At 40.1% G+C, this 18,421-nt stretch carries 18 protein-coding genes; 8 read left to right on the forward strand and 10 right to left on the reverse strand.

Annotated elements, in window-relative coordinates; all coding sequences use genetic code 11:
* Positions 1-28: 28 nt before the first annotated feature.
* Positions 29-871, forward strand: coding sequence for a TatD family hydrolase (locus WN948_RS12770; RefSeq protein ID WP_342304574.1), 843 nt, complete (start codon positions 29-31; stop codon positions 869-871).
* On the opposite strand, the gene WN948_RS12775 is transcribed toward WN948_RS12770, so the two are convergent.
* From WN948_RS12775 to WN948_RS12790, 4 genes are all read right to left on the reverse strand, one after another.
* Complete coding sequence (locus WN948_RS12775; protein WP_342304575.1) at positions 868-2,193, reverse strand: glycerate kinase; 1,326 nt, start codon at positions 2,191-2,193, stop codon at positions 868-870. The genes WN948_RS12770 and WN948_RS12775 overlap by 4 nt on opposite strands.
* Before the next feature lie 43 nt (positions 2,194-2,236).
* Positions 2,237-2,902, reverse strand: a complete 666-nt coding sequence (locus WN948_RS12780; RefSeq protein ID WP_342304576.1) for a YbhB/YbcL family Raf kinase inhibitor-like protein — start codon at positions 2,900-2,902, stop codon at positions 2,237-2,239.
* Between the two features lie 118 nt (positions 2,903-3,020).
* Positions 3,021-3,203, reverse strand: a complete 183-nt coding sequence (locus WN948_RS12785; RefSeq protein WP_342304577.1) for a PspC domain-containing protein — start codon at positions 3,201-3,203, stop codon at positions 3,021-3,023.
* A 19-nt stretch (positions 3,204-3,222) separates the two neighbouring features.
* Positions 3,223-3,579, reverse strand: coding sequence for a helix-turn-helix domain-containing protein (locus WN948_RS12790; RefSeq protein WP_342304578.1), 357 nt, complete (start codon positions 3,577-3,579; stop codon positions 3,223-3,225).
* Positions 3,580-3,671: 92 nt separating this feature from the next.
* Between WN948_RS12790 and WN948_RS12795 the strand changes: the two genes are divergently transcribed.
* The 4 genes from WN948_RS12795 to WN948_RS12810 all read left to right on the forward strand — a co-directional run bounded on the left by WN948_RS12795 (position 3,672) and on the right by WN948_RS12810 (position 6,124).
* Complete coding sequence (locus WN948_RS12795) at positions 3,672-4,331, forward strand: NAD(P)/FAD-dependent oxidoreductase (RefSeq protein ID WP_342304579.1); 660 nt, start codon at positions 3,672-3,674, stop codon at positions 4,329-4,331.
* A 116-nt stretch (positions 4,332-4,447) separates the two neighbouring features.
* On the forward strand, positions 4,448-4,753 hold the full coding sequence (locus WN948_RS12800; protein ID WP_342306479.1) for a CGGC domain-containing protein: 306 nt from the start codon (positions 4,448-4,450) through the stop codon (positions 4,751-4,753).
* A gap of 17 nt (positions 4,754-4,770) precedes the next feature.
* Positions 4,771-5,139: a 4Fe-4S dicluster-binding protein gene (locus WN948_RS12805; protein WP_342304580.1), complete on the forward strand. Its 369-nt coding sequence runs from the start codon at positions 4,771-4,773 to the stop codon at positions 5,137-5,139.
* A gap of 4 nt (positions 5,140-5,143) precedes the next feature.
* On the forward strand, positions 5,144-6,124 hold the full coding sequence (locus WN948_RS12810) for a formylmethanofuran dehydrogenase (protein WP_342304581.1): 981 nt from the start codon (positions 5,144-5,146) through the stop codon (positions 6,122-6,124).
* Between the two features lie 2 nt (positions 6,125-6,126).
* Here WN948_RS12810 and WN948_RS12815 read toward each other — a convergent pair whose 3' ends face one another.
* Together WN948_RS12815 and pyk are read right to left on the reverse strand one after the other, a co-directional pair.
* Positions 6,127-7,812, reverse strand: coding sequence for a sensor histidine kinase (locus WN948_RS12815; RefSeq protein WP_342304582.1), 1,686 nt, complete (start codon positions 7,810-7,812; stop codon positions 6,127-6,129).
* Between the two features lie 128 nt (positions 7,813-7,940).
* Positions 7,941-9,380, reverse strand: coding sequence for a pyruvate kinase (gene pyk / locus WN948_RS12820; protein WP_342304583.1), 1,440 nt, complete (start codon positions 9,378-9,380; stop codon positions 7,941-7,943).
* A 161-nt stretch (positions 9,381-9,541) separates the two neighbouring features.
* On the opposite strand from pyk, the gene WN948_RS12825 reads away from it, so the two are divergent.
* From WN948_RS12825 to WN948_RS12835, 3 genes are all read left to right on the forward strand, one after another.
* A complete protein-coding gene (locus WN948_RS12825; RefSeq protein ID WP_342304584.1) occupies positions 9,542-12,589 on the forward strand; it encodes an FAD-binding and (Fe-S)-binding domain-containing protein in 3,048 nt (1,015 codons plus the stop codon).
* Between the two features lie 475 nt (positions 12,590-13,064).
* Positions 13,065-13,595 (forward strand): DUF134 domain-containing protein, encoded by a 531-nt coding sequence (locus tag WN948_RS12830; RefSeq protein WP_342304585.1) that lies wholly within the window; start codon positions 13,065-13,067, stop codon positions 13,593-13,595.
* 5 nt (positions 13,596-13,600) lie between these two features.
* Positions 13,601-14,581 (forward strand): radical SAM protein, encoded by a 981-nt coding sequence (locus tag WN948_RS12835; protein WP_342304586.1) that lies wholly within the window; start codon positions 13,601-13,603, stop codon positions 14,579-14,581.
* A 1,068-nt stretch (positions 14,582-15,649) separates the two neighbouring features.
* Here the strand turns inward: WN948_RS12835 and WN948_RS12840 are convergent.
* The 4 genes from WN948_RS12840 to WN948_RS12855 form a co-directional block, all read right to left on the reverse strand.
* Complete coding sequence (locus tag WN948_RS12840; RefSeq protein WP_342304587.1) at positions 15,650-15,778, reverse strand: hypothetical protein; 129 nt, start codon at positions 15,776-15,778, stop codon at positions 15,650-15,652.
* Positions 15,779-16,359: 581 nt separating this feature from the next.
* A complete protein-coding gene (locus WN948_RS12845) occupies positions 16,360-17,814 on the reverse strand; it encodes an IS66 family transposase (protein ID WP_342306440.1) in 1,455 nt (484 codons plus the stop codon).
* A 47-nt stretch (positions 17,815-17,861) separates the two neighbouring features.
* Entirely contained in the window at positions 17,862-18,209 is a 348-nt protein-coding gene (locus WN948_RS12850; protein ID WP_342304588.1) for a type II toxin-antitoxin system RelE/ParE family toxin, read from the reverse strand.
* Complete coding sequence (locus WN948_RS12855) at positions 18,206-18,385, reverse strand: hypothetical protein (protein WP_342304589.1); 180 nt, start codon at positions 18,383-18,385, stop codon at positions 18,206-18,208. Before WN948_RS12855 ends, WN948_RS12850 begins: the two co-directional genes overlap by 4 nt.
* Positions 18,386-18,421: the final 36 nt, after the last annotated feature.

Below are 18,421 nucleotides of genomic sequence, written 5' to 3' on the forward strand. Positions count from 1 at the left end.
TTTACATAATGGTAACATATATCTATATATGACACAAAATTTTCCTATCACCGACGAGCACATGCACATAGACCTGCGGGCTAAGGGACTAAAAGCGGTCAAAGAGTTCCAGAATAATGGTGGAACACACATTTTTCTTGTAATGAAACCAAGCTGGACCCTTGGTATTAAGGTTACAAAACCTGAAGACCAGATCGCTGTCTTTGATGAAACTGTTGATATTTCCCGCCAGATCAATGAAACGGGCGTTACCTCATTCCCTGTGCTTGGAGTTCATCCGGCTGAGATCACAAAGCTAATCGAATATATGGATCTCGCAAAAGCTGTTGAGACCATGAAAGGCGGACTGGAAATTGCAGCCGGCTATGTGGATAAAGGACTTGCTGTGGGACTCAAGAGTGGCCGACCGCATTACCCGGTGAGTCCGGAAGTGTGGGGTGCTTCAAACGAAGTCATGGAATATGCATTCACGCTTGCAGCTGATCATGACTGTGCTGTTCAGCTTCATACTGAAACTGTGGAAGAACCGGAACTGATTGACATAACGCAGCGTGCTAAAAAAACTGGCATCAAACTTCACAAGGTAGTAAAACACTACGCACCACCACTTGTTGATGTTTGTGAAAGACTTGGAATATTTCCCGGAGTGCTAGCAGGCAAAGGTGCCATTGAAGAAGCACTGCAGCAGGGTACCCGGTTCATGATGGAAACTGACTATATCGATGACCCCGAAAGACCAGGAGCAGTACTCGGACCTAAAACAATACCACGAAGAACATTGAAACTTGCAGAACAGTTCGGAGAAGAACCTTTCTGGAAGATCCATAAGGAGAATCCGGAACTGGTCTACGATGTTGATATTGAGCTTTAGAAACTATCAACAAGGATCATATAGATATCCATTACATTGGTGCCTGTGGGACCTGTTGCAATCAGGTCACCTGTTTCCTTAAAATAAACATAGGAATTGTTATCATAGAGCTCACGTCTTGCATCCATCTGTAGATTCTTACCCCGCTGAACAGTATCACCATCAGCAAACGCACCAGCCTGGTCTGTAGTACCATCATTGCCATCCGTACCAGCAGCAAGGAAAAGAAGTCCTTCAAGATCTGCGACCTCTATGCCAAATGAAAGAGCCATTTCCTGACATCTTCCACCTGCTCCTTTTCCCTTCATGGTAACTGTGGTTTCACCACCTGCAAGAATACATGCCGGAAGTGGCAAAGGGGTACCATGTAACCTTTCCTCTCTGGCAATAGCAGCGAATACTTTAGCTACCTCCTTTGCCTCACCAATGATCGATGAAGTAAGGATAATGGTATTATATCCAAGTTCAGATGCCTTCTTTTCTGCTTCCTGAAGGGCAAGGAAATTATTGCCGACCAGATAATGAGAGGCTCTTTCAAAAACAGGACCTCCTGACTTTGGAGTTTCCTCTATGACACCTTCAAGGCCATCCTCAAGTAAGCCACCCGCAGCAGGAGACAATTTGAGATCGTACCTTTCCACTATCTCATTGAACTCGTCAAAAGTGGACGTGTCAGGAACAGTGGGACCTGATGCAATAACATCCAGTGGATCCCCCACAACGTCAGAAAGAATCAGACTCACAGACTGCGAAGGATAAGCCATTTTGGCAAGTCCACCACCTTTTATGGAACAGAGATGCTTTCTGATTGTGTTAAGCTCATCAATTGTAGCACCTGCACGCATGAGACCATCAGTAAGTTTTACAATATCAGTGATTGACACTCCTTTGCGTGGAAGAGTAATAAGAGCAGAACCACCACCTGAAATAAGGAAAAATATAAGGTCCTTCTCACCAGTCTGCTCAAGAAAGTCATGAACTGTTTTACCGGCAGCAACACTATTAGCATCAGGCATCGGATGACTTGCTTCATAAACTTTCATCTTTGCAAGGGAACCGCCAAAACCGTGTTTGGTGACAGCAATACCACCTGTCAGGGAATCTCCAAGAATGTCTTCAATAGCCTTTGACATGGAGATTGCAGCTTTCCCGAAGGCTATGGCATATATGTTATCGTAAAGTGAAAGGTCATATGAACTGTCATTAATGATGACGGTCTCACTTTCTTTGTTCATAGCCCTGTAGACACAGGCAGATGGATCTACTGCAGAAATTGCGTCTGATAATATAGAGTAAGCATCGTTTCTCATTTTTTCAGCCATATGACATCATCCATGTTTAAAACACAATCATTAAATGACTAATTCAGGAACGACTGTATAATCCAATTAGTTCCCCATAGGCAACAACGTGACCGTCCATGGCATCCTCCACAAGAGTTCTACCAGAACCACTTTCAATATCCAGCTCCGAATCAAGTGCGTAGAATTTGAAGAAATACCTGTGGGTGCCTGAAGGAGGACATGGACCGATGTATGACACCATGTTTGCATCATTTACCCCTTCTATGCCAGGAATACTATCTTCAGCAATTATCGTTTGATATATATCCCAGACAACCCAGTGTGTAAAATTCCCAGAGGGTGCATCAGGGTCATCCATGATCAACAAAAGAGATCCAGCATCCTCTGAAAGACCAGCAATATCCAGTGGAGGATTGATATTTTCCCCGTCGCATGTATATTTTTCAGGAATAAAAGTTCCATTTTCAAAAGCAGAACTGGATATGATCAATTCGCCCACAGGGACGTGGTTCGAACCAATTTCCTGTGGCACTGAAGAATCGTTCTCTGATCTGTTAACATCATACAGGTCAGGGAGCTCATCCGGCTCTTCATCTGCAGACTCAACACAACCTGAAAATGCTAAAACTGAGAATAATAGTAATACAATTGCAGATGTTGTTATTAAATGACGATAACATATGATATTATCACGAAAATATTGATATGACTTGTTGACCCCTAACATATTTCCCACAAGTGATACACTAATTGCAGCCTATTTATTGTTTGTGGACTAAAAAAAGTGTTAGAAAAATAGTTAATTCGAGACGCACGAACCACGGCTCCAAGGGTTACATAAAGATTTATTCCTCAGGAATTATGATCCATGCAAGTATATAGAGAAAAAGACCTGAACCATACATGAATATAGCAACAGCCCAAAGGAGTCTTATTATCACTGGATCGATGCCAAGATGATTTCCAAGACCACCGCAGACACCTGCAATCATTCTATCTCTTCTGGAGCGTGTTAATCTATTGTTCATATTATCCTCATAATTGTTCTTACAGTCCACAAACCTTACAATTTGTTCCGCCACATTCAGGATTATCAAACTGCCATTTGAGACCCCATTTTTTAATACTTTGTATTATAGATAAAAATTCCTCACCACTTTCTGTAAGTGAGTATTCAGACTTGATAGGGAACACTGAGTCATCAACCTTCTTATCAACAAGACCATGTTCTTCCAGTTCTTTCAATCTTGTAGAAAGAGTCTTTGGGGTTACGTCCTGCAATTTATTTTTTAGCTCATTGAAACGTTTTTGCTTATTTTCCCCCTTGTACAACTCGTGCATAATACACAAAGACCATTTTTTGCCGACAATATCGACCGTTTTGTATATAGTACAATCTTTCATAGTATCTAATAGGAAACCACCCAATATATAAGTGAGTATCCGTAATATACCTAGTATCCAGAACATTATTTTGGAAGAAGGAGTGACTAATAATGGCAAAAGATTTACTTGAAAAGGGAGCAATACTGCAGAGAGATCAGGAAACATACGCAATCGCACCACATCTACCCGGTGGAATTGTTTCTGCTGAGCATCTTGGTAAAATTGCATCTGTTGCAAAAAAGTATGGGGCTGCAACATTAAAAGTAACTTCATCACAGAGAGTAGCTATCGTAGGATTGAAAGAAGAGGATATCGACAAAGCCTGGAAAGACCTTGGAATAAAGCCAGGTGCTGCAATCGGACTTTGTGTTAGGAGTGTTAAGATATGCCCTGGTACGACATTCTGTAAGCGTGGGCAACAGGATGCTGTAAGTCTTGGATTAAAACTTGATGAGAAATATCATGGAATGGAACTTCCATGCAAATTCAAGATGGCTGTTTCCGGATGTATGAACTCATGCTCAGAACCTGCTATCAAAGATATCGGTGTCATGGGTGCCCCAAAAGGTTACACTGTCATGGTTGGAGGAAATGCAGCCATCAAGCCAAGAATTGCTGATGTCATCGCAGATGAATTGAATGAGGATGAAGTACTTGCACTTGTAGACAAAATTATCAGCTTCACTAAGACCAATGGTTCAAAACACCGTCTTAGCAGAGTAATTGATGAGATGGGAATTGACAAGTTCAAACAAGAGATCGGCTTATAATCATAAGTATTTTTTAAAGGGGATTTATCCCCTGATTTTCTTTATTTTAAAATTATTTCTTTAAAAACGGAGTTGTTATTATCGAAGATGTTAAACCTGTCACAAAAGTTGCAGTAATAAGATGCGATATCGTTTCGGAAGCATGTCCGGGTGTCGGGTGCTTTATGGCATTCAATAAAAAGAGCATGCACTTTAGTGATTATGACGAAAATACAGAGATGGTTGCCTTTTTCACATGTGGCGGATGTTCCGGTCGCAGAATTTATCGCCTGTTGAAATCATTGAAAAAACGGGGAGTGGACGTAATCCACCTGAGTTCCTGTATGCAAATGGAGAACTACCCGAAATGTCCGCACATCGACGAGATAAAAAGAACAGTTGAAAATGCAGGAATTAAACTTGTAGAAGGAACACATCACTAATAACAGGAGAGAAAAACATGACCAGCAGAATGATAGTAAAGATAGATGAAGAGAAATGTACCGGATGTGGAAAATGCGTATCCCCCTGTGCTGAAGGAGCTATTCAGATAATTAACGGGAAGGCAAAGGTCGTTTCAGAAGAACTCTGTGATGGTATGGGATTCTGTATAGGAGTTTGTCCTGAAGGCGCAATAACCATTGAAAAAAGAGAAGCTGTCCCCTTTGACCTAAGGAAAGCCGAATCACAGCCAAAGAAGACAGATGTCTCAATCCAGTGTTTCAGTTGCGGCTGCGGTGAGAATAACAATTATCTGATGCCTGTAAGACACAATATGGAAAGTCTCTGGGTTTGCACAAGATGTCTTCCTAAACTTATCCACGGATGAAAGAATGGTAGTTGAGATTGGGCTTAGCAAGGATGCGGACTATCTCTGCGACTATACTTTTAATTTTTACTGGCACAACAAAAGTCTTGAGCCCGACTCACTGATACCACATCAAAATGGCACTAAACTGACTTACAGAGACCTTGTCAACGAACTTAAGTCAGGTGGTGAAGTTCATATCAAAGGTAATGTGGCAAAGAACTTTGCCTACAGCCTGGGTGCGGACCTGAAACACTTCGGAGGAAGCGGGAAAGCTGAAAATACCGGCAGGATATTCATTCAGGGAGATGTCGGCCCTGAAGCTGGTATGGGTATGGTTGCCGGAGCCCTGTATATCAAAGGTAACATTGAATACCCAATTGGGAACATAGTGGAACTTGAATCCGACATTCAGGATTATCGAAAATTCCGCTCGATCACAGATATTCTCTGTAACGGTATTAAAGAAGACAGACTCATAGATAACGACTATAGTGAAAATGGAAGAATACTGACCCTTAAAGATGGAATTCCCAGAGGCACTGTTGCTGCAAGATGTTCGTGTGAGTCAAAGGTGATAATCGAAGGTGATGCCTACAACGGAACAGGTATGCTGACGACAAAAGCTACTGTGATCGTGAATGGTAATGCAGGCATGAACACAGGTTCACATCTTAACGGAGGAACTGTTGTGGTCCATGGAGACGTTGGAGAGTTTGCCGGTGCTTATATGAAAGATGGGAAACTCGTGTTCCAGAGTGCTAAAGGTTTCATTGGTGCTGCAATGGAAGGTGGCTCTATCTATTCAAAAAGTAAGGCAAATACAAGTCCTCCTGCTGCAAAGTCCAGAATGAAAGGAGAGGACAGCGCACTCATAAGAGAGCTAATGGATGCCGGAAGAGTTGAGTCAATGCTCTATAACAAGTACGAGCCAGAGAAGGAAAAAGAGAAATATGTGGAAGTCCACATGCGTGACGGATCAATAGTTATGCGTAAGATCAAATGACCTTATGCCTTATCCAGCATTACCCAGAAAACAGAACCCTTGCCACGTGGATTATCTTCTACACCAACAGTACCCTTGTGAATATCAACTATCCTTTTTACAATAGCAAGACCAAGACCTGTTCCTTTTATTCCTTTTTTGTCAGCTCTTTTGAATCTCTCAAAAATATATGGCTTGAATTCATCTGGAATTCCATCTCCTTCATCGATTACCATTATTTTCCAGCTATTGTTAATATCAACAATTTCTAATTTGACCGTACTGCCTGATGGACCATATTTGAGAGCATTGGATATCAGATTGGAAAAGACATCCTCCATTACATCGTTAATTCTGGAAGGATACGTACCTTTGGTATCAAAGTCAAGCGTAACATCTTTATTTGCAAATTCAGAGGAAAAACTGTCTGCAACCTGCAATAATAAGAAACCGATATCCTTTGTTTCAAATTCCATCTCTTCATATGATTCAAGTTTGGCAAGTTTGGCAGCAGAACCTATCATCAAGATCAAATGATCGGTGTGTTCGTTGATCAATTTGAGTGTTTCTTTTTTCTCAGTATCTGTCTCGTTAGTGTACAAAACATCGGTAAAACCTTTGATAATACTCGCCGGACTTAACAGATCATGCCTCATGATATCGGTGAAGAGATCCTTTAGTTTATTTGAAGTCTCAAGCTTCGATTTTTTTACCTTTTCCACCGTTAAACGTGAATGTACCTCTATAATAATGAATAACATCAAAATAAGAACCAAGCCATACCAGTGTTGCACCAGTACATCCATAAGAGAGACCACACCATAATCAACGTAAGGGCCCATCCTGAGCTCCCGCATCAGTTCATCTATAGAACTATAATCAGCTGGAACTGACCAGCCATTTGAAGCAAGAGCAATAGCAGGTGTACTATTAGGAGCAATCTTCAAAAGAGCAATGGAAACTTCTTTTGAAATATTGTCAGGTGTAGAGCTTGTCTTTGCAAATGCCCAGTCGGGATAAATATCTGTACTTACCAGGAAAGGATAATCATCATATTCCTTTTGATCCAGGACTTTGACATCTTCAACATTGATCTTGCCTTCAAGCACCATTTTTTCAAGAGTACCCGCCCTTACCGTACCGGCATCCACATCACCATTGACAATTGCAAAGACAACATTATCATGCGTATGGCCATATTTTAATTCGCCAAGGTCTTTTCTGTAATCAATTTCATTGCGCTGCAATTCTCCCATTGCAGCCAGAAATCCTCCAAAAGACCATTCACTTACTGCCATGAAGGATCTTCCTTTCAGATCCCGTACATAATTAATATCATCTCTGTTAGCATTGGCAATAATCAGGCTTCCCACATCTGAATATGAAGAGTTGTTCCATACAGGATGGAAAGTTGCTATCCTGCTGGCCCCATAACTGCGCTCCATTTCCACATAAAGCATGGGATTTGCATAGAAAAAATCAACATCATCATTGCTTACAGTAAGGATAAAATCATCATAATCCAAAGGTACAATTTCAAAACTTGAATTCGGAATGTTGAGTGAGAGATAATTCGCAGTTGGAGTCCATAACTCCATTGAATTTTCCTTGTCTCCATAAACAGAAAGCACACCAATCCTGTAAGAGTTGGGTTCACAATTTATCACAGGAACAAGAATTGTATTGATAATAAGTAAAAGCAATATCATCCTGACAAATGAACCTGATAATTCCTTATTAATTAAGACCCCCCCCGGGAAGATTCAAAAGCGTCTATGGCCGCGAACATATTTATGGATATTGGAATGTTCTTTTGGTTTCAATAAAATAATGTCAATTATTTTACCTCAATGAACTTCAAAAGATTTGTGCCACCTGGCTTTCCATGACCTGACACTTGTCCCTGGGTGAGAATTACCATATCTCCCGAATCCACAATACTTGCTTTATTCAGAGCATCCATGACTGTTTCCTCCCAATCATCAACTTTCTGACGGGTAAGCACCGGATATACCGCATATTGCATTGCAAGTTGCTCACATGTCAGAGGATAGCGACTAAACCCAAGTATCCAGATATCAGGCCTGAATCTTGAGATATGCCGGGGAGTCTTTCCAGAAACCGTGGGAGTAATAACATAACGTACAGGCAGACTGCGAAGTGCATCATTCACCTGTATTGATATCATATCCTCTACACTCGGATTCATCCTCTGGATGGCCTTTTTCATCATTTCAAGGCCTATTGTCGTATGATCTCTCCATTTTTCTGTGGATTTGGCAATCCTAGCCATCATCCTTACAGTTTCTACCGGATATTTTCCTACGGCAGTCTCTGCAGAAAGCATGATTGCATCTGTCCCATCTATTATCGCATTTGCCACATCTGTGGCTTCAGCCCTTGTAGGTCGGATATTGCCTGTCATTGATTCGAGCATCTGCGTCGCAGTTATTACAGGAGTGCTCATGAGGTTAGCCTTATGAATAATGTTCTTTTGCACGATAGGAACATCCTGTATTGGAATCTCAACGCCAAGGTCACCACGGGCTATCATTATGGCGTTGCTCTCTTTGATAATTGAGTCTATATTCTCTACAGCCCTTTCCCTTTCAATCTTTGAAACTATGAACACGTCTTTGCCCTTGCTTTTCGCATAGTTTCGAACCTCAAGGACATCCTCTTTTGATTCTATGAAAGAAAGACAGAATATACTCAAGCCTTCCTCAAATCCAAAATCAACTATCTCCAGATCTCTTCCGGTTATCGGGTTGATAAATAACCGGGAACCTGGTAAATTGATGCCTTTTTTAGAGAAAAGAGGACCACCAATAACAACATCACAATAGATATCCTCTCCTTCGATGCGTGTACAATCAAGCTGTATGAAGCCATCGTTCAAATAAATAGGACTGCCTGGGGTCACACTGTCTGTAATCTGTTTGTACTGAACAGGGATCAATGAATCCTTACCGAGAACTTCACGTGAAGTAAGAACAACCTGTTGTCCTTTTTCCAGCATCATTGGCTCATTCTGGATGACGCCTACCCTTATCTTTGGACCAGGAAGGTCTGCCATTATAGCCACTACTCTGTTGAGTTCTTTGGCAATGGCACGTATTCTTTTGATAATAGTACGATGGTTATCCATATCACCATGAGAAAAATTCAAGCGGGCTACATTCATTCCCTGAATGATAAGTTCCCGGAGTACTTCCTCAGAAGAAGAAGCCGGGCCAATAGTGCATACGATCTTTGTTTTATGATCAGGCAAATCCATACTTGTTCCCACCTTTGAAGATTAGCAGCAATTTATTCTGTATTCCTTTATGGAACTGATTGAATTAAGGCTTATTCAGAAGTATTCAAGTCACTATATATATGATACATCGTTAAAAAATGTTAAGAATAAGATAATCCAATGTATAAATGGGGTTTATTATGACAAATTCGATGTATGAACTAACTGAGCAGCAAAAAAAAGAACTCACCGAGATATTTGGAAAAGGAGTCAATTTCAAAGATAAAGAAAGACATTTTTACACACATGATGTGGGAGCATTACCATCACTTGTGAAAAGGATAGTAGGCAAAACAAAGCCTGCTGCAATTGTTAAGGTCAAGGATGAAAAAAAGGCTATTGAACTTGTTAATTTTGCACGAAAATACAAGATCCCGATCGTACCAAGAGCAGGAGCTTCATCAGGATATGGTGGCATCATTCCCACGAAGGGAGGAATTATTGCCGACGTAACCCCAATGAGGGAAATTATCGATATTGACAAAGAGAATCTCAAGGTGACCGTGGGTGCCGGAGCTGTATGGTACGACCTTGAGTCAAAACTCAATGAGGAAGGACTGGCCGTACGAGCAGTTCCATCAAGCGCACTTTCTGCAACTGTAGGTGGATGGCTTGCACAGAATGGTGTTGGTTATGGAAGTTATGAATACGGCTGGTCACAGGATACCATGGAATCTGCCAGGGTTGTTCTGGCAAATGGTGAGGTAAAGGATTTCTCAGGAGATGAACTTGGAAAGATTATCGGTACAATGGGAACTACCGGGATAATCACGCAGGTTACTCTGAAATTGAGAAAATTCGAAAAGACCGCTGCAATCTCTGCAGGATTCCCCGATGCCTCCAGCATGAAGGAAGCGATCAAGAAAGTAGGAGAGAAGAAAATACCCATCTGGGCAATCTCGTTCTTAAATCCACAATGGGCCGATATGAAGAACAAATCCCCATATAAAACACATTATGGAGAAACTGTTGAGGAACACAGACCGGAACTTCCGCATTCCTACATATGCAATTTTGCCTATCCTAAGTCCAGGGATGTCAGCGGCCTTGAAGATATAGTCAGAGAAGCTGGAGGAGAGATTCTGCCACAGGAAATTGCCGAGCATGAGACCCAGGAATGGTTCAGGTCCATGAAAGTGAAGAGACTTGGCCCTTCCTTTATTCCTGCTGAAGTTGTGGTACCAGTTGACAAAATAGACACCATGTTCAAGGAAATTGATAAAAAGATAGGGCTTCCTGTGCTGGTTGAGGGAATGGTAACCAAAGGAAAAGAAACCATAATGCTTTGTTTCATCCCTCACTCTGAAAGATCCTTCAAGTACAACCTTGCTTTCCCGCTTGCCCTTAGCATTGTGAAGATAGCTGAGGAGAACGGCGGAAGGATATATGCATCAGGCCTCTATTTTGCGCAACAGGCAGATAAGGTCTACAAAAAGCGCTTGCCTCTTATTCAGGAGCTAAAGGAGCAGACCGACCCTGATGACATAATGAACCCTGAGACATTGACAGGCAAAACCATGCTGAAGACAGGGCTTTCCTTTGCAAAAACCTTCGAACCTATGGCACGTGCCGTAGGCAATATGTCAGGTGTTGATAAACAGGAATTCAAGGATGAGAAGAAGATACCAGGCGACATTATTTCCCATGCTTACACCTGTGCTCAGTGTGGATACTGTGTGAATGAGTGTGACCAATACTATGGACGTGGCTGGGAATCACAATCACCCCGTGGTAAATGGTTCTTCATTAAGGAGTATCTTGCCGGAAAGATGGAGCTTGATCAGGAACAGGTGGATACTTTCCTTGCCTGTACCACTTGCGAGATGTGTGATCATAACTGTCAGCTTGACCTGCCAATTGAGCGTTCATGGATGACACTGAGAGAGAACTTTGTCCAGAAGAGAGGCATGATGACCATTCCTCCGTTCGAGATCATGGCGCAGAGTCTTGATAAGGAGAGGAACATCTGGGCAAACTACAGAGTTGACAGGGACAAATGGCTGCCTGATGACATAAGGGCAAAAATTAAAGACAAGGCGGATATAGCATACTTTGCAGGGTGTACCGCATCCTTTGTGGAAAAGGATGTAGCGATAGGTACTGTTCGTTTGCTTGATGAGGCAGGTATTGATTTCGCATACCTTGGTGATAAGGAATCGTGTTGTGGAATTCCGATGCTTGTTGCCGGAAAGTGGGATGTGTTCGAGCGAATACTGAAAATGAACATTGCCAATATGCAGAAAATTGGTGCAAAGACAGTTGTTACGTCATGTCCTGCCTGTCTGCTTATGTGGAGAACCATCTACCCGCAGTGGGCTGAGAAACTTGGAATGGAGTTTGACATTGAAGCAAAGCACTATTCTGAAGTCCTCATGGATAAACTGGATGTGCTGAAGCCTAAGTTCAAGGTGCCTTTGAACAAGACAGTTGCATGGCATGATTCATGCCATCTGGGAAGAGCTGGTGCAGGCGTTTACGAGCCACCAAGAGAATTGCTAAAAGCGATTCCGGGAGTGAAATTCAAGGAGATGGAGCACAACCGTGAGAAAGCACTCTGCTGCGGTTCTGTTGTAACACTCATCGATGAGCCGAAAGTGGCTAGCAAGATTGGAAATGTCCGCTTGCAGGAAGCTGTTGACCAGGATGCTGATATCATGGCTGCGCTCTGTCCGTGCTGTCTTGTTCAGTTCAGGGTCGCTGCAAGGGACAATAATGTCGATGTGAAGATAGAGGACCTTGGAGCACTCGCGGCACGCAGTCTTGGATATGACCTGCCGGATACGAATAATGATGCTCTTGTTGCCTGGGCGACCTTCGAGAAGATGATAGAGCTGATGGAGCCGGAGAACATGACCGAAATGATGGTGGAACTTCTGCCTGACATGATCGGTGCCATGCCTTCATACATGCAAGCCATGATGAAGACGGTGAAATACGTGCCGGGCATGGATGTGCTTATGAAGCCAACGATGCCGGTAATGATGCCAATGCTCATGCCGTCTTTGATGCCAAAGGTCATGCCAAAGATGCTCAAGGCGGTTGAAAAGAGAGTGCCGATGCCGGATTACATGCTGGAGCAGATGCCTGACCTCATGCCTGAGGCAATGGGTAATCTTCTGCCTAACATGCTTCCGCAGATAATACCTCTGCTGACACCGAAGATGATCCAGTACATCAAGGATAACTGAAGGAATAGGAAAGGAGAAATAAGAAGCATTTCCGGCTTCTTATTCTCTGTGCTTTTTTGCGTTATAGAAAATACCCGATGTCCTTGTTTTCCGATTTGTTCAAATTTCAAATTGGACGTGGAATGAACATAAACAACATCTTAATCTCTCAGTTGAAATGCGACACTTACGTTGTTGCCAACTTCAATATCCTTTTTTTTTCTCACTTTTGAGGAAATAGCTCAACTTTCCCCTCAATTTCAAAGATAGCCATAATAACAAATTATCGTTGAGATATTTAAGTTGAACAGAACTTCATTCTGTGGAAAACGTGCATAAACTGACCTAGAACAAATATCAAAATTAAATAACAGATATACCGCAATCGATTTTTATTTGTTTTTTTTTACTTTTCATATTGTTTTATGTTCTATTGTTTCATTTCGCTTTTCCAGTAAACGTAAAGTCTAAGTAGTTATGCATTATAATGCATAACATGGTACGTCCGAGAAAAAGGAGAATGGTAAACTTCGAGCATGATATCAGACACTTTAAGCCATCAGATTCCCGCATTGAAAGTATGGACGAGATTAACATAACTATTGATGAACTGGAATCATTACGATTAAGTTATCTTGAAAAAATGAAACAGGATGATGCGGCTCAGAAGATGGAAGTACATCAGTCAACTTTTCAAAGAACGCTACGCAGAACACTGGAGAAAATATCAGACGCTCTGGTTAATGGAAAATCAATACGAGTAGAAGGAGGAAATTATACAATGCCAGGAAAGGATGGAACAGGACCAAGAGGGCAAGGATCGGTCGGTGGACAAGGAAGAGGTCAAAGAGGACAGGGACAACAGCGCGGACAAAGAGGAAATCGCAACGGCAATGTACCAGTATCTGTCACACCAGCAGGACAATGCAAATGTCCTGGCTGTGGTTATGAACAAGCCCATCAGCCAGGAACCCCCTGTGCCCAGAACAATTGCCCTGAATGTGGAAAAGCCATGATCAGGAAATGATCTAAATGAAAACAAGGATCGTCTACGGACCAATTCTTTCAAGGCGACTTGGAAGGTCACTTGGAATAGATATTATCAGAAAAGGTGAGTTCAAGAAGAACTGTAATTTCGACTGTGCCTACTGTCAGCTTGGACATGTGGATCATAAAATATCAGACCCTTTGGAAGTTACAGGTCTTGTGAGAACTGAAGAAGTGATCGATGCCATAACTAATTATCACAAAAAAGTAGATGACCTTGATTACATTACATTTTCAGGGACATGCGAACCTACATTGAACCTAAAAATAGGTGATATGATCGAGGAGATAAGGAAGATCAGTGATGTTCCCATTTGCGTTATCACGAACTCATCACTTGTGACCAGAGAAGATGTCAGAAACAATCTGTCAAAAGCAGATATTGTGGTTGCTACACTGGTATCAGGAAATGAAGATACTTTCCAGTCCATCAACAGACCTGCAAAGGGAATTGAAGTTAAGGATATCATCGAAGGGCTCAAAGAATTACAGAAAATGAAAGGTGCAAAACTCGCCATCGAAGTTATGCTCCTTAACTCAAATAATGGTTACCTTACAAATTCAAGCGATCAAGAGGTCAATAAGCTTATCGAAGTTCTCAAATCCATCGATCCGGATGAGATCGAACTACTGACCACAAGCCGACCTCCTGCTGAAGATTTTATCATTCCTGTAACGGAAAAAAGACTCAAGGAAATCGCACAGAAGTTTGATGAAGAACTGGGCAGGGAAAGGATCAAGCTCGTACTTAAAGGCCTGAAAAGAAAAAGATCCAGCATCAAACATGAAAACCTTACAAATGAAGTCTATGACCTCATACTCCGAAGACCATGTACATTTGATCAAACAATCCAATCTCTTGATATTGATAAAAATGACCTCCTGCCGATAATTAAAAATCTGCTCAATGAGAAGAAGATAATAGAAATTGGCTCTGGAAAAGACTGTTATTATAGAGCAACATGAGTGTATTTTCTGGAAAAGTATGACACTGCTTTAAAGTAGTGTTATATCTATTTTCATCTCAACATATTCCCCCTAAAATGTGATAACAATATTTTTAAATGTCTATTGCCTTGAAGCAAGACATGAATTTACAAAACTTCTTTAAACTGACAAGAGAAAAAACATACAGTTTTGCTATTTTACTAGTTGGTTTAAGTCTACCAAAAGTCGCTAATTTCTTTCTTACGATTTTTGTCGCAGGAACTTTTGGAACAGAAAAATATGTCGAATATTTAACGTTTAGAACTACCAATGTCCCATTTATCCTAACTACGATTGTAGTTTATTGTGTATGGATTTATTTGCTGGTTGCCATTATTGTAAATATTTGTGAAAAAAGTACTTGTGAGAATTCCACTAAATGAATAGAGATTGTACAACTTTCATAAAAATGTTATTTTTGAATTTACTGAATGTGTGATAACATAATAGTCAGTTTTTGCCTTTCAAAATTTCCGATTAGTCAGCATAATAGGAAAAAATCTTCCTTCACTTTGCAGGCTTGCAGTTAAACCAAGATTACTTAAAAAGAAAATGGCTTTTTTCAAAATACCATTGGAAGTTTTCCTTTATTTGACAGAAAAAGAAATGTTCATAAACATTTAAACTATAATCTAAAGTTATGGGAATAAGTGAAATTATTATTTCTTCATTGCTTTTGCCGATATCAGGTTTTCTAATTTACTGGTTTGGAATCATTAATTGTATGGATACACCCAATAGAACAGGTCAAAAATATCCATACGTCACTGGTATTTGCTTTTTAGCATTGTATGCATTTATTCCTCTGATTATTCATCTGCTAATAATTAACATAATGTCGTATTTTTCATTATCTATCTATCATTTAATGTCTACTTACAAAATCATCATATATTCATCTGCATACATATTTTCGTATTTATTAATAGGAGTTGCACCTATAGTCGGGTTATTTCTATACGACCCCGATAACGACCGTATCTTTGATGCGTCCTTTGTTGTCTTTTGTCTGTATATGGTCGCTTGTTACATTATAATGTCTATTATTTATACAGAAGCAATGCAAACAATATCAAGCGAAACATTGTCAATATCATTTATGATGGTGCTGCTTTTTTCATTTATTTCATTATCTTTAGTAGATATATCAAGGAACATGACTACAGATGTGGACAAAGTTATAATCACCACTAATAGCGACAAAACATTTAGCGGCCTTCTTCTTTCCCATAATGATGAATATATCCAAATTTCATCCGATGACCATAAAAAGATACGCATCAACAATGATTGTGTTTGTTATATAGAATATATGCCTAAAAACGAGGCTCTAACAAATAGAATTTGCTTGCTCATAGACAAAATTGAGGATACTATTGAGCAGATGAAGACATAATTCTATTTTCAAAACATCATTTCCTTCATTATGGGAAACAGGAAGTCAAAAAACTCCACATACATCAATCGCACATTTTGCAACTCCTAATTATCCATCCAATAACAGAGTTCGAGATAAAGAAAAATATCAGAACCATACAGAAAAAAATAGAGGATAAAAGGCTCATTTGCCTTTTATTTACACATTACTTTTTAGGAATAGGCTTGTCAGGTGTGACACCGTAGTATTCTGTTCTTGCCTTGCCCCATGGAAAACCTTTTTCACCAAAGCCAGAATTACAAATAAAATCAACATCTATTGAATCTTTGTAACTATTCAGCCTAGCTCACTTCCACCAAGCTGATTTCTTCATCCACGATTAATTCTGCAACTTTGGAACAAATGAATTGCCATAAAATATTGCACTAATTGCATCGATAACAGATTCAGAATTCTTATTAACAGTAGACACGTATCCTCTTATACGGCAGAAATTTTTTGCACCCTGTTTACTGCGGAAAGTACCTGATATCTTCTGCTGTACTTTCGTCATTCTGATATCTCTTTCAGCCTGATTGTTATCAAACGGAACGTTTTGGTCGTACATAAATCGCAAGATATCCTCTTTATGGCCAATAAACCTATCCAGCAAATTCTTTACCGTGGTCTGCTTCTTACGTCCTCGTTTTTTAGACCGCACATTTGATTCCGGATCAGGAGGATTTTCATTCACTCCTAAACAAGTTATGTGATCATAATCCTCACTGAACCTTTGAATTAGCTCAGTATCTAAAAGATCATTATCAACATGATGTTTAATGCATATCAAGAGATCACTCATTATCTTTGGCCACTGTTGATCACTGTTTTCGGAAGCTCCAGTTAACTCTCGTAATAAATGTGCATTACATAATGAATGTTGACATTCATATTTGTTGTACGGTTTCCAAAAATCATGTGTTGCAACACCAGTGTAACCTGGTAATATGCCCATAGCATCCATTGCTTCTGAGCCCCTTTTGCGATGTGCAAAATAATAGGTCAGTTTGTCTGTACCTGCCACATGAAGCCAATTACGAACTGCATTTATTCTCATTCCTGTTTCATCCAGATTGATGACAGGAGATTCTTTCAGGAGATGTTTCACTGTATTTTCAAAAGCTCCAAGCTTCTCAAAACAACTACGTTCCGTGTTCACCAAAGTAGCAGGACTTATCTTGCATCCCAAAATATCAGAGAACAACTTGGTAACACGCTGATAAGGAAGTAATTGGTAAGTGTGCAAATAAACTGCAAATGACTTAACTCGATGACCGTATTGAGTCGGCTGAGTTACACCATCTGGAAAAAGAGCTTTGTTTACATGAGAACATTTGGGACATGTTTTAATCTCGCAACGATGTTCAATGCAATTGATAGTTATAGGAGGAATGTCAAAGACCTGTCTTCTTTCATAGTTAGAGGGAACAGAAGCTAACGATCTCCCACAATTGACGCATTGATTAACAGGATGAACAATAACTTCATCCGGATCATCATTTATTCTTAATGTAGTACCAGGATGACCGTTTTGACCACCTACATGCTTATTGGTCTTTTTTCTTTGACTTTTAACGGTTGGTTTATTCCGTGCATAAGAATCAGTAGAAGGTGGTTTGCTACTGTTGCGACTATTCTTTTCAAGCATTTCTTCCAAATGCCTGACACGCTCTTCAAGTTGTGCAATTTGGAGAGATTGATGTTCAATTATCCCAAGTAATCGAGTTACAAGTTCTACTACTGCTTCTGGACCAGCTTCATAAACTGCAAGTATTTCTTCGCGGTCTATACAAATCCCCTCAGATTGATAGACGTTTTTTATGATATTTTACTGAATATTTTTTAACACATAGAATGAAGCCATAGTATATTGTTTTTTGCATCATTAAAACAGTTAGGCTGAATAGTTACGAATCTTTTACGTAACTTCTCATATATTGACCCTCTGTGGTCAATAGCCAGAAAAACAATAGTGTTTGTTTCCCTGAGATCAAATACAATTCTGTATTTTCCAATTCTGTATCTGTAATATTTGAAGCATTCCAACTGTTTAGTATCAGCAGAAAAAGGATCATTCAAAAGGATAGTGTCAATAGACTCAAGTATAGTTTTTACATCTTTAGGGTGCTTTTTACTAATAGCTTTTAAATCTTTATCAAATGCATTAGTAAAAATACTATTAAATTTCATTCTAATCCGTACTTAGTTTTAATCTCTTTCAGAGTCAAAACATTGCCTTCCAGAAGATCATTTTCAGCTTCTTCTATGCGCTTTATAGTACGTGAACTCAAAGGAGTGGAATCTACATCAACAATAGAATGACTACACTTTTTAGTTGTTTTATGCGGATGTGTGTTTGGAGTCATTAATGAGAAATACTCAATTTATCCATAAAGATTTGT

Origin of the sequence: Methanolobus sp. ZRKC5, assembly GCF_038446525.1 — an archaeon.
Taxonomy (GTDB): domain Archaea; phylum Halobacteriota; class Methanosarcinia; order Methanosarcinales; family Methanosarcinaceae; genus Methanolobus.